Source organism: uncultured Allobaculum sp., assembly GCF_948576815.1.
GTDB lineage: Bacteria > Bacillota_I > Bacilli_A > Erysipelotrichales > Erysipelotrichaceae > Allobaculum > Allobaculum fili.
The window spans coordinates 1-11794 of the sequence record NZ_CAPAEZ010000076.1 but is presented as its reverse complement, the minus strand read 5'-3'; the positions used below and the strand labels follow the sequence as shown (position 1 = coordinate 11794).

At 50.7% G+C, this 11794-nt stretch carries 11 protein-coding genes and 3 tRNA genes; 10 read left to right on the top strand and 4 right to left on the bottom strand.

What is annotated here, in order from left to right; genetic code table 11:
- Positions 1–94 precede the first annotated feature (94 nt).
- The 3 genes from Q2J39_RS09395 (at position 95) to Q2J39_RS09385 (ending at position 1038) form a co-directional block, all read left to right on the top strand.
- Positions 95–298: a hypothetical protein gene (locus Q2J39_RS09395; RefSeq protein WP_288340341.1), complete on the top strand. Its 204-nt coding sequence runs from the start codon at positions 95–97 to the stop codon at positions 296–298.
- A 104-nt stretch (positions 299–402) separates the two neighbouring features.
- Positions 403–525: a hypothetical protein gene (locus Q2J39_RS09390; RefSeq protein WP_288340339.1), complete on the top strand. Its 123-nt coding sequence runs from the start codon at positions 403–405 to the stop codon at positions 523–525.
- A 321-nt stretch (positions 526–846) separates the two neighbouring features.
- Positions 847–1038, top strand: coding sequence for a hypothetical protein (locus tag Q2J39_RS09385; RefSeq protein WP_288340337.1), 192 nt, complete (start codon positions 847–849; stop codon positions 1036–1038).
- 776 nt (positions 1039–1814) lie between these two features.
- Here the strand turns inward: Q2J39_RS09385 and Q2J39_RS09380 are convergent.
- The 4 genes from Q2J39_RS09380 to Q2J39_RS09365 form a co-directional block, all read right to left on the bottom strand.
- Entirely contained in the window at positions 1815–2699 is an 885-nt protein-coding gene (locus Q2J39_RS09380) for a DUF6977 family protein (protein ID WP_288340335.1), read from the bottom strand.
- Positions 2700–2941: 242 nt separating this feature from the next.
- Complete coding sequence (locus tag Q2J39_RS09375; RefSeq protein ID WP_289640777.1) at positions 2942–4648, bottom strand: hypothetical protein; 1707 nt, start codon at positions 4646–4648, stop codon at positions 2942–2944.
- Between the two features lie 84 nt (positions 4649–4732).
- Entirely contained in the window at positions 4733–6049 is a 1317-nt protein-coding gene (locus Q2J39_RS09370; RefSeq protein ID WP_288340331.1) for a serine hydrolase, read from the bottom strand.
- 344 nt (positions 6050–6393) lie between these two features.
- The gene (locus tag Q2J39_RS09365) at positions 6394–7737 is read right to left on the bottom strand and encodes a peptidoglycan bridge formation glycyltransferase FemA/FemB family protein (RefSeq protein ID WP_230267619.1); all 1344 of its coding nucleotides are present in this window, start codon (positions 7735–7737) and stop codon (positions 6394–6396) included.
- A gap of 353 nt (positions 7738–8090) precedes the next feature.
- Here Q2J39_RS09365 and Q2J39_RS09360 point away from each other — a divergent pair.
- From Q2J39_RS09360 to Q2J39_RS09330, 7 genes are all read left to right on the top strand, one after another.
- Positions 8091–8166: transfer RNA gene (locus tag Q2J39_RS09360), tRNA-Val, on the top strand.
- 8 nt (positions 8167–8174) lie between these two features.
- A tRNA-Tyr gene (locus Q2J39_RS09355) sits at positions 8175–8258 on the top strand.
- Between the two features lie 3 nt (positions 8259–8261).
- Positions 8262–8335 (top strand) — tRNA-Gly (locus Q2J39_RS09350).
- Positions 8336–8447: 112 nt separating this feature from the next.
- Complete coding sequence (locus tag Q2J39_RS09345; RefSeq protein WP_288340329.1) at positions 8448–9164, top strand: hypothetical protein; 717 nt, start codon at positions 8448–8450, stop codon at positions 9162–9164.
- 212 nt (positions 9165–9376) lie between these two features.
- Positions 9377–9796, top strand: coding sequence for an ion channel (locus Q2J39_RS09340; RefSeq protein WP_353887456.1), 420 nt, complete (start codon positions 9377–9379; stop codon positions 9794–9796).
- A complete protein-coding gene (locus Q2J39_RS09335) occupies positions 9793–10239 on the top strand; it encodes a potassium channel family protein (RefSeq protein ID WP_230267622.1) in 447 nt (148 codons plus the stop codon). Before Q2J39_RS09340 ends, Q2J39_RS09335 begins: the two co-directional genes overlap by 4 nt.
- A 255-nt stretch (positions 10240–10494) precedes the next feature.
- The gene (locus Q2J39_RS09330; protein ID WP_230267623.1) at positions 10495–11658 is read left to right on the top strand and encodes an FprA family A-type flavoprotein; all 1164 of its coding nucleotides are present in this window, start codon (positions 10495–10497) and stop codon (positions 11656–11658) included.
- The last annotated feature ends 136 nt before the right edge of the window (positions 11659–11794 follow it).

Sequence of the window (11794 nt, the reverse complement as noted above, 5' to 3'; positions counted from 1 at the left end):
ACTAACCTGATTTGTAAGTGAGCTTGTGAAGCTTAAGTGAACAGCATTGGAAAAATTATTATGAAAAAGATTTTAACGACCCTTCTGTCTCACAATGATGCTGGTCCTTGCTGCATGCTCCGGCGGAAACAACGGCGGAAGTGCAGCGAAAACGACAGCGGTTTCCGGCGACAAGGTAACGGCAGAACTTCCTTCCGGCTGGAGCCTGGTGACCGGCACCGACATGAACGGGAATGACATGGCGGACTTCATCTGCCATGCCGAGGAATTTGAATATGGCGTCCCTATCTGCAGGTAGAAGAGTATACGAAGGATCTGGACAGTGCGAAGGAGCTTCTGGAATCCGGCGATCCCTATGGAACCTACGATGGAGAAAAAGAGCTGACGAACGGCACCTGGTATGTGGCCGAAAATGCAGCCAGCGCACAGATTGGCGAAAAAGTGTTTATTGTAAAAGGCTACGAGTGTGATTTTAGAAGCGATGAAGTACAGAGTATTCTCGGCAGTCTCCAGTGGGCGAAATAAATCTTATTGTATTACACTTGCCGTTCACAGGCACATGAAAACATCTATGAACAGGGCTCTGCTTTAATGCGGCAGCCCTGTTTTTATTCAGATCCGTCTGGGTATATTCCTTTCGGTCGGACTGCAAAGCAGCTGTGCTGTGCCGATATGGAGAAATGACACATGAACCTTTTACAGGAATAGAAATGCGCATGCTGCGGCGGAGCCATCGAGTTTGACAGCACTGCGCAAAAGATGACTTGTCTGTATTGCCGCCCCGAGTCTGACCTGGAGACTCTGCAAGGCTATTGAGAGGCTCTGAAAATCGAGCAGCCCGACGATATGCAGTGGGAAACGACGGCGGTCGGTGAGCGGCAGCAGGGAGAATCGGAGAATTTGCGCAGTTCTATGTGCAAGTCCTGCGGCTGGACGATCGTGGACGAAAAGACCGCCGTCGTGACGGCCTGCCCTTTCTACGGCCATCTTATGGTGATTATGGGTCGTCAGTTAGCAGGTGTGCTGTACCCGGACTAAGTCATTCCTTTTCAGCTGGATAAAAAGACGGTTAAAGCTGCGCTTATGAAGCGTTATGACAGCAAACAGCGTTTTTAAGGATCAGAACCATATTGACGAAGTCAAGGGCATGTATATCTCGTTCTGGCTGCTTGATGCAGATGCGGAGGCCTATGTGCGCTGTAAACGTTAATTTCCCCAAACAGGTACTCACAGCAAAGCAGTTTCTGGAATAGGAACTAAACGAATGAGAACAAACATCTCCTTTTATGGAGAATTTTTCCGAAGAACCGAGGCACGCATATTTTTGATTTAGCCAAGCTGGGACTGACCAGTCAGGAGCAGCTGAACATCGCCATCTCGCCTGTCAACTCAGATGGATTAAAAAGTCTGCACGGTCATACACCGTACGATTATTTCTGCTTTCTGGAAAAATCTTCTGAAATTCTGGAAAAGCCAGGAATCAAAAAAACAGATCCGGCTTCTGTCCACTTGAAGCCAGATCTGTTAACTCGCTAAACAATAACGAGAGTTAAGAAGGAAAACGAACCCACCTGGATTCACATATTTGGCAGCTGCATTTAGTCCTTCAACTCAAAAATCTTAGCGTGGAAGGAAGGAAAAGGCGAAACGCAGCCCTGGGAAAAGCAAAATCCCCTCAGTTTCCTGGATTAGATAAAGGAAATTGAGAGGGAAAACAGATTTTTGAAAAAGTAAACGAAACGCCCGTTTTTATCCGTTCAATAGCTGCGTTCATTATTTCAATTCACCATCTTTTGAAACACGGCGTATGAAATTCAGCCGATTTTTTTGCAGTTGAGTTCGACAAAATCCCGGGTCAGCGCTTTGGGGCCAGAGACGCGAAAACGAATTACATAGCTGTCCGGCGTACGGCGGATGACTTCCCCGGCACCGATGGTCGGATGACGAATCCATGTACCGACCGCAAAGGACGTTCGGCGCTGATTGGAACGAAGATCGTTTAGAGTCTGCGCGTCTTCCTTGCGTCCAGACTGTTCCTTAATTTCGGTAATATCATTGGCCATCATGATCTTTTTGAAGCCTTCAAAATCTTTCGCTTCGTCCAGCAGGTTGAGCTGGAACAGGGAATGGTAAATCGCGCACGCGCGTGCCTGACAGTTGATCTGCCTGTCGGGGTTGAATTCGATATCGCAGTAGGCGTCGCAGTCTCGTACGGCTGCGGCTTCTTTCGGATTTTCAAGAAGGGTGATCAGATATAGCCAGTTATAAAACAGAAAAACGGGCTCTGTCGGATATTTCTTCTTTTCCAGTTCAAAGAACACCAGCTCGCCGGAATCGCGCAGGCGCGGATCGCGCTTGGCTTCCACGGGGGTTACGCCAAGCAAATCCACATAGGGACCGCCATGGCGAAATGCCTTGGACGCCTGATACACATTTTCCACCGGAAACGCCTTGCGCAAAGAAGGCAGGCGCAGCGTCATGTTAAACGGGGAGAGACGCCGCCCCATTTCTTCGGTCGATTTTGTGCTCACTTCCAGAATCGTTTTGCCAGGATGCTTTTTCTTCCATGTTTCCTGGAGCAGAGCGGAATTTTTCTGCTTCTGTGCGGGAGAAGTCCCGCTGTGCCAGTCAAATTCAACGTCTTCCTGCTGATAGAAAGGGCGTGTCAGTTTTGGAGTATATACAGGTCTAGTTGTCATGGCTTCAGTATAGTTCCCGACAGCGCAAAAGGTTTTGCGCATGAATCAGACAATGCCTCCATGGATGTCTTCATGGATAAGTACCAGAAACCCGGATCGACCAGAAAAGGAAACCGCTCAGAGCAGCAATCGAACCGCTGGATCGGGCGGACAGAAAAAAACGATAGATTCAAAAAGCCACGCAAAGGAACGGCTTCGGCTTCCTGCTGCATGGCTTTTCGGTTTAATCGGTTAAAGGGAGTTTACTGATCGTGTTCGCCGGTTTTGTGCTGCAGACGGCAGCAGAAGCGCTCAACTGGACGCGTATACCGGGGAAAGTATCGATCGTTTTCAATGAGATGTCCCAGAGCCTCTTCAATGAGCGGGGCATGGTCGCTCAGGGAATCGAGCGCGTCAAGATGATCGAGCAGCCGCTTTAAAACGTCTTTTCCGGCATGGTCGAGATCGGATTCGTCCAGCGCGCCAAGAAGGTTGAGTTCGGCGGTACAAAGGGAGCTGAGAGCCAATAGATCGTCTCTGTCCTGCTTCCACGCGTTTTCAAAGCCCTGCTCGGCTTTTTCGTATTCGGTTTTCGCGTCTTCTTTCTGTCCGTCTTTTAAGGCGATGGTTCCCAGTTCGTTCTGGATCGAGGCCATCGTAAAGCCGAAAAAGGCGGGATCCTTGAAGGCGCATTTTTCAAATTCATCTAAAGCGCAAAGATACAGTTCCTTTTGCGTCACGTTCGCAAACGGACTGCGATCACGCCATGCTTCGACAGTTTTTGGATCGAAGGAATATGCCGCATAATAGGCGACCCGTCCGAGGTATTCCCGGGAAGAGACCGGAGAATGCAGAAGAAACGCCTTCTGATCGATCCACGCCTGCAAAAACGCAGGGAACGGATTTTCAGGACGGCTTTCCGCCTGATACAGAGCGGACAGGCCTTCGATGTAGTGAATGCGGCTTTTCCAGTAGAGCCGGGCCGGCCATTCGACGCGTTCGGAAATTTCGATGGCTTGGTCGAGGAGCGCGTCAACGAGCGTATCGCGAAGGGAAACGGCTGTATGGCTAGAAGCATGGTCAGAGGTGCGTTCCGTTTTGCGGTCTTTTTTATTGAGCAGCGGATGATGAGCGAGCTGCTGAATGCTGTCGTCCATTTCTTCCTGCTGGATCAGACAGTTGGCAAAGGAAAGCAGAATTTCCAGATGGCAGGCCGAAAGATCGACAATGTGCTCATCCTTGAGGCGATCGAGCTGATCCATGGCGTCCAGGTAAATGCGGTTGGCGTTTTCAAAATCTTCGGCGCCTTCATAGACGTCCGCCAGATTGTTCAGAATCAGAGCCTTGCGCAAAGGGCGCCAGTTTTCTGGAGTGCTGTCGGTACACTCCAGCGCTTTCTGGTAGGCGGCAATGGCTTCTGGATAGGAATACAGAACCGAAAGCAGATCGGCCTGCAGCGTCCACGCCTCGCAAAGCGCATTTTGCAGGGAGGATATGTATTTTGCCCCGGCAATAAAGCTCTGTATTGTCTGAAGCGCGTCGCTCGTTTTGCCCTGCTCATACAGCAGCCATGCGCTGGCCAGATCGTAAAAGGCCAGCAGCGGGCGCAGGGCGGCTGGATTGGTCTTGCCCTGAACGCGTTCCAGATCAGCTTTGGCCTGCTCCCGAAACTGGCTGGCTTTTTTGAGATGTCCGGTCTGCGTATACAGACGACAGAGACGCAGACAGACATGCGCTTCAAACAGAGGCGTCGGTGCACATTCTAGAGCTGCCATAAAAGCGTCTTCAGCTTTTTTATACTGCTGAAGGCCGGCCAGACACTGTCCATACGTCAGCTGCAGCCAGGGCGAGAAAGAAAGACGAAGGCACGTTTTGACCTCGCTTCTGGCTCTGTCGTAATGGAGAGCTTTCATGTTTTTCGCAATTTCAGCCGCGCAAACTGGGGGCTTGCTGGTAAGATCGGGTTTCATCAAGAGAAAGCATAAGCAATCCGGAACGCTTCGACAAACAAAAAGAACGCCCGATCGGGGAGCGTTCTTTCGCAAAATTCGATTTTAGTCTTCTTCGGCAGCCTCTTCGGCCATGCTCTGCTCTTCAGAAGTCAGATCCGGGAGAGTCTGTCCTTCTGGACCCGGACGGTAGTAGATGACATCGACCGGTGCGGACATCTGGCTGTTGAGCATATTGATGTAGGCGGCATCCTGATTGGCGTAGTAGCCGGAATTGTACTTGTTGACGAAGTAGTTGTTGACGAGAACGCCAAGATCCGCAATCGCGTTCAGACCTTCCTTCTTGCCGATAGACGAGAAGATGGAAATGGAGAACGGAGCCGGTCCGTTGGAAATGGCCAGCGTGTTTCGAACGGCGTTGATGTTTCCAATTTTCTGGATGTAATGACCGCTCAGATCGCGGTTGAGGAACGTATTGAGCGACGCGTTTTGCAGCCAGTACTTCAGATCGTTGAACGTACCTGGCGTTTTGTACAGCTTGTACAGAAGATGCATCGTGTAGTCGGCATTCAGTACATTGTAGCGTTCGTTGTAAAACTCCGGTGCCTGCGGAGACGGGGAATACTTGGAAACGAGTTCCTTGAATTTCTCATAGCCGCCAAGGTTTTCGTAAAGCATGTGGCCGGCAATGTTGTCGGAATACAGCAGTGCGGCTTCGAGAAGCTCGTCGATCTGAATTTTATCGCCGACTTTGAACTTGCGGTGAATCGGCTGGTTCAGGTTTTCCTTATCTTCTTCTTCCCGCATTTCTTCGGAGTATTCGAGCGAGTCGTTCGGATTGATCCGTCCGGCTTCGATTTCTTCGTAGTAATACATGCAAAGGGGAAGCTTGTATGTGGAGGCGGCGGTGAAATTGGTTTTTGCATTGTCCGATTCAATGTAGGCATCCGTCGTCAGATCCATGACCGACCAGGAAAATTTGGACTGGTCAATGTTATGCGAATTCAGATAGTCGAGAATCTGCGCTTTCAGATCCGCGAGTTCGGCACCGCTGGTCGAACGTTCAATTTCCGATTTCACTGCATTCAGTTTTTCAAGCTCCTTAGCCGTAATTCCGTTAACGCCAGCCTGTGAAGCCTGACTGGACGAGCTGGCCTTGGAAGAAGCGGAAGACGAAGCGGAAGACAGGGAGGCGCCTGCGTTCTCCGCTGGTTTTGGCGAGAACAACCCGGCGACAGCGCGCATGCCGGCATAGCCGCCGTAGCCCACGAGGCCAACGGCGATGCATACGGCTACAAGGACGATGGCAAGCCGGGGCGGATCGTAGCGGCGCTTTCGCTTCTTTCTTTTAGGAACGACATTCGAGCCCGGCCTGGAGGCGGATCGTGTCGTTTTTTTTCTTACAGGTTTATCGGATCGCATATACCTGATCTTATAAAAAGACGGACGTAAGTTCAATAAGCACCCATGGATTGCGTTGCTTTTCTCATCGTGTTTTCGCTGTTCTCAAAAGGAGAGAGGATCATTTCTTTCCTGTCGCGGACTGTAATCGTTTACCTCTTTATCTTGCCGCCTTACGGCAATTTTTAAGACGTTCCATAAAACGCCGGGGCCAACGGCGGCAACGCAACAGGAGCAGGAACCGAAAACGGATAAGAACAGAAAAAAACGGATAAGAACAGAAAAGAGAAGAAAAGGGAAAACGCAGGCGGAAAAACGCAAAAAAGCGGACAGATTTCTCTGCCCGCCGTATGGATCGAATAACTTTATTTTTCGAGCATACCGCTGCGAATTTTGTTTCGGAATGTTTTTCCAAGCAGGGGATGGAGTACCATCGTAAACTCACCGCAGTACTCCCCGGCGGTCGCGCCAAGATTTTTCTTGAAGTAGAAGACGCCGTAGCCTTCTTCATCCGGTTTGAAAAAGCCGGAAATGCCCCAGAAGTTGTAGCGGCGCAGGTTGTGCTCCAGAGCCAGGCGGATCATCGCTTTCTGGGTTACATACGGCCCCATGAAACGGGCGAGATCCGGGCGGCTGCCGCCGTAGAGATAAACCATTTCCGAAGGCGTTTCAAAGAAGATGCCGCCGGCCAGCGGAATCCGATCGGCCGGCTCGGCTTTTCTGAGTTCTACAAGAGCTTCCATCTCCTTTTCGTTATGGGCTTTCTGCTCCTGAATTTCCAGCAGCTGATTGCGCTTCTTTTTCGAATTGGGCATTGCCTCGCAGACGGCCTGCGCTTCTTTTTCCTTTTCGGAAAATTCCTTTTCCTTTTCCTCTAAATACGTACGGTAAGCCGGAACGTTTAAAGCGGAAATGCAGACATAGCCGTGCGGCCCAAACGATTCGAGCAGTTCCTGCCGGCCGGCCGTCGAACCGGAATTGAAGTTATGCTTCTGGGCGCTCTGTTCGAGAAGCGTGTCAAATTCGGAAAGATCGGAATTTTCATCCCCGCGGGTAATGGTGTATTCGAGGTAGGGAAGGTCCGCTTTCTGAAAGGAACGGCGGGTGTTGCCGGCCATTTCCTTCATCAGCTCAGGCCAGGTATACATTTCATGCGGCCGGTCGAGTGCGATTGGAAAGCCTCTGGAAATTTCGGGAAGATTTTTCTGCAAGTCGATCCAGGACACCCAGCGGGACTGGAACCGTTCATCGTAGCCGCGCCAGAGCTTTGTCTTTTCAAAGCCGAGGCCAGCCAGAAGGTCGCGGTAGCTTTCGTTGCAGAAGAGACCTTCAACGACATCGCCGTTTTTATCGTGCGGCTGGTATTCTACGCTGCTTTCAAGCAGCCACAGCAGTGCCCCTTCTTTTTTGAGCGTCTGTCGCATGCCGGAAACAAACTGTTCGAGTTTCACGGGATCCTGGGCGAGTTCCGGGGAGGCACTGACCCATTCGCGCGGGGAAGACGCGTAAGTAAACAGGCGGAAGGCAGGACGGAAGATGGCGTAAATCGCATACAGGATTTTTCCGTCTTCTTCGCCGGCGTAGTAGCGGACAGTTTCATGCGCTTCGTGCGCGCGGGCAAAGTCGCCGCTCTGCAGGAAGCTGTAAGCCATATGCGAGTCGTTCAGAAACTTCGCATACTGCTCGTACGTCAGGGTTCGTATATTCAAGAGCAGACCTCTCTTTCTAGTCATAAAAGAAGATTCGAAGACCGTGCAAAAGGCGCGATCGTCGAATAAGCGTATTCACTATACCATTTTGAAAATGGATCGCTGAAACCGGCACGCAGCGATGAATGCGACCTGGAAAATTCGTGAAATCTTAGGGCTTGCGTTTTTTAGGAAATACCCTGTATAATCCCGATTGTCTTCTTCAGGACAGCCAGACGGCTGCCGGAAAAGACCGTCGGATGACCCGATCGAGCGGCTCAAAAAATTAAAAAATTGAGTTGCACCGATTTGGAAAACCTGATATATTAATCAGGCAGTCAAACGACAGCACAAATCAAAAACTAGTACACAATGGAGGCTTAGCTCAGTTGGGAGAGCGTCTGCCTTACAAGCAGAGGGTCAGCGGTTCGAGCCCGTTAGCCTCCACCATTGTGAATGGAGAGATAGCGAAGTGGCTAAACGCGGCTGACTGTAACTCAGTTCCTTAGGGTTCGGCAGTTCGAATCTGCCTCTCTCCACCACTTGCAGGTGTAGTTCAATGGTAGAACTTCAGCCTTCCAAGCTGACTACGTGAGTTCGATTCTCATCACCTGCTCCATTTGAAATTTTCGGGACTTCGGTCCCGTTTTTTTGTGCACTAAAAAAACTTAGATCGACGGAATTTACATACCCGCTCTCGTGAGAAATTCATGCATGCGTATAATAAGGACATGAAAAACCATTTTAAAGCGATTGTGATTACGCTCCTGGTGATCCTGTGTATTTTCACAGGACTGAGTGGCGCCGCTCTGTTTGGCCTGCAGCGGCAGGTTTCCTCTCTTACCGCTTCGTTTGTGAATCCATCCGATGAACCGAGTGAAAAAGGAGAGGTCACTCTGAGCGCGCCCCAGACGCTGACCCGTTTTTACCAGACTCTGGTCAGTGAATTGAACGAATATGGCGATCCCGCCAAAACGCAGGAAGCGAGTGCCCGCCTTCTGACGCAGGTGTTTGTCAAAACCATGAAGGACTGCACCGTCAGGACGATTGAATACAAGCCAGACGGACTGGAAATCGAAATTCAGGGTGTCTGCGTTCCGTTCGATCAGATCGACAGCTCGCTGGCTTCTTCTGTGCTCTATTCTTCGCTGGGCCGCTACGCGATGAGTCACCCCGTCAATTCCGCCATGGCCATTTTCGGATCGACAGAAAATTTTAAGAGCACTGTGTACGGCGATTTCGTCAACTTCTACCTGGAAGATCTGAAAAACGCGATTATGAAGCTGGATGCCGAACCGGTCTACTATACGATCGACGTGAGCATCGATGCCGAGGGAAACTGGAAAATCCGCACGATCGATACCCAGGAAGGTACCTCTCTTTCGCAGGATGCTGCCAGTTCCCAGACAGTAAATCCGGACGCGGATTCGGACGCTTCGAAAAAGTAACCTCTGACCGCTTCGGAATGCTCCTTTCTTAAATGAGGCGAAATGCCGTATCTCTTATCGCTTACCGCTTATCCGATTTTTCGATCGGAAGCCGTAAGCGGACAGGCACACCCGATCCGTCCAGACACACAGCCCGGTACAATGCAGGTAAATATACGTCTGCAGCGTATCGGGCTATTCTTTCATATACCGGTTTGGAAAGGGGCAAAACAATGAATACGGTTCGCAATTATCATCGCATGATGAAAAAGACCGGCGGCGACAAGCTGCTGTATTCGTTTCTGATTTTTTACTTTGTCGATTGCGCGCTCATTCTCTGGAACGACCCGTCGATTTCCAGCTATGGCGATGCGCTGTGGATGGGCTTTAGCGTCGCGACAACGATCGGGCTTGGCGATTATACGGTCACCACGCCGCTGGCCCGCATTCTCACGATACTTCTCGGCATTTACGGAGCTGTCGTGGCCGCTTATATTCCCGGCCTGATCGCCTCGTCGTACTTTGAAAAACTGACCCGCAAAAGAAAGGCGGTTATGCAGAAACATGGCGAAGCTCTCCAAAACCTTTCGCAGATGAGCCCGGCGCTGAGAAAAGAGCTGTCCGCGCAGATTCGTAAGGAGAACGCGGCATGAAGGTGATCAGTCTTTTTTCTCTGATTCTCAAGCAGACGCATACCCGTCGCTATCTGACGGCGTTTGTCGGGTTCTTTCTCGTTGCCACGCTTCTTTTGTGGCTTACCGATCCAGATCTGCATTCGTGGTGGGATGCGATCTGGTACGGATTCATGTTAGTGACGACCATCGGCTTTGGCGATCTGAAAGCGACGACGCTGGTCTCCCGCCTCATTTCGGTAGTACTCGGCCTGAACGGCATTCTGACAATGGGATTTCTTTGCGGCGTAGGAGCGAGCTGGCTGTTTGAAACAGTCCGGCTTGGACAGGGCGAATCCATTGCGCGCATGCTGGATCAGCTCGAACATCTCGAAGATCTCGATGACGATCAGATCGACCACCTCAGCCGTCAGATTTCCCGGTACGATCCTTCGAAAGAAATCGAGCCGCCCACGAAGGCGTGAAAGCCCATACCGCGCAAAAGCAGGAGAGATCGCCTGATTTCTGGGCAGTATATGTATGAATGAAGTAAAATTGATGAAGATAGATTCCTGTTCCAAAATGCCGGTTCAAACGCCGCCAGACGTGTTCGTCGGGCAAGACCCGGCAGGATCCCATCCGTTAGCCTGCCTGCAGACTTTCGTGAATGAACGATCCAGGAACAGAAAAAAGAAAGCAGGTCTTCGTTTTTGAAAAGGGAAGACCAGAAAGGAATACATATGGAAAAAGTTACCGACACAGTCTATTTTGTGGGCTGTCAGGATCGCGACATTGATCTGTTTGAATCGCAGTACAAAGTTCCTAACGGTGTAAGCTACAACTCCTATCTGATTAAGGATGGAAAAAATGTGCTGATGGACACCGTTGACCGCCGTCGTACAAATGAGTGGCTGGCCAATGTAGAAGAAGCGCTTGCCGGCGAACCGCTCGATTATCTGGTAGTGCAGCATCTGGAACCGGATCACTCCGGAAGCCTGGATGCCATTCTCAAAGCGCATCCGGAAGCCACTGTCGTTGCCAGCGCGAAAGCCTGGTCCATGATTCCCAATTTTGAAGTCACTCCAATTCCGGAAGATCATCGTCTTTCCGTAAAAGAAGGCGACATGCTCGATCTGGGTACGCGCAAGCTGACTTTTGTCATGGCTCCGATGGTACACTGGCCTGAAGTCATGGTGACATACGATGACAAGGACAAAATCCTGTTCTCCGCAGACGGCTTTGGAAAATTCGGAGCCAGCGGAACAGATGAACCGTGGGATGATGAAGCCCGCCGCTATTTCATCAACATCGTAGGCAAATACGGAAAACAGGTACAGGCTCTGCTCAAAAAGGCAGCCGGCCTCGATATCGCCATCATCGCCCCGCTCCACGGACCAGTTCTGAAAGAAGACCTTGGCCGCTACATCAGTCTGTACGACAAGTGGTCGAGCTACACGCCGGAAACGGATGAAATCCTGATCCTCGTCGCTTCCATCCACGGTCACACGAATGTCGTTGCAGACCGCATGAAGGAAATTCTCGAAGCGAAAGGACAGAAAGTCCGCCTCATGGACGTAACCCGTCAGGATACGCACGAAGCCGTTGCCCAGTGCTACCGCTGCAAAAAAATCGTGCTGATCGCCTGCTCCTATGATGCCGGCGTATTCCCGGCGATGGAACGCGTGCTGTCCATTCTTGCCCACAAGAACTTCCAGAACCGCACGATTGCCATGATCCAGAACGGATCCTGGGCACCAAGCGCTGCCAAGACGATGAAATCCATCCTCGAAGGCTGCAAGGATATCCAGTATGTCGAACCGGTCGTAACGATTACAACGTCGCTCAAGGAAAAAGACATCGCCCCAATGGAAGAACTCGCCGATCACCTGATCGCTGCAGAATAAAACCAATCGCCATGGAAAAATCCGCTCTGGATGCTTCCATGGCTTTTTTTTGATTTAGAACGGTTTTTGCGAAAGAAAGACAGTAAGCGTCAAATAAAAGACGGGTATTTTCTCGACCGCCTCCTTGGGATAATTC

What these genes read in the sequence shown, in the direction of transcription:
- Q2J39_RS09395 (WP_288340341.1), top strand. Translation starts at nt 95, where the DNA reads ATGATGCTGGTCCTTGCTGCATGCTCCGGCGGAAACAACGGCGGAAGT.
- Q2J39_RS09385 (WP_288340337.1), top strand. Translation starts at nt 847, where the DNA reads ATGCAGTGGGAAACGACGGCGGTCGGTGAGCGGCAGCAGGGAGAATCG.
- Q2J39_RS09380 (WP_288340335.1), bottom strand. Translation starts at nt 2,699, where the DNA reads ATGACAACTAGACCTGTATATACTCCAAAACTGACACGCCCTTTCTAT.
- Q2J39_RS09375 (WP_289640777.1), bottom strand. Translation starts at nt 4,648, where the DNA reads ATGAAACCCGATCTTACCAGCAAGCCCCCAGTTTGCGCGGCTGAAATT.
- Q2J39_RS09370 (WP_288340331.1), bottom strand. Translation starts at nt 6,049, where the DNA reads ATGCGATCCGATAAACCTGTAAGAAAAAAAACGACACGATCCGCCTCC.
- Q2J39_RS09345 (WP_288340329.1), top strand. Translation starts at nt 8,448, where the DNA reads ATGAAAAACCATTTTAAAGCGATTGTGATTACGCTCCTGGTGATCCTG.
- Q2J39_RS09340 (WP_353887456.1), top strand. Translation starts at nt 9,377, where the DNA reads ATGAATACGGTTCGCAATTATCATCGCATGATGAAAAAGACCGGCGGC.
- Q2J39_RS09335 (WP_230267622.1), top strand. Translation starts at nt 9,793, where the DNA reads ATGAAGGTGATCAGTCTTTTTTCTCTGATTCTCAAGCAGACGCATACC.
- Q2J39_RS09330 (WP_230267623.1), top strand. Translation starts at nt 10,495, where the DNA reads ATGGAAAAAGTTACCGACACAGTCTATTTTGTGGGCTGTCAGGATCGC.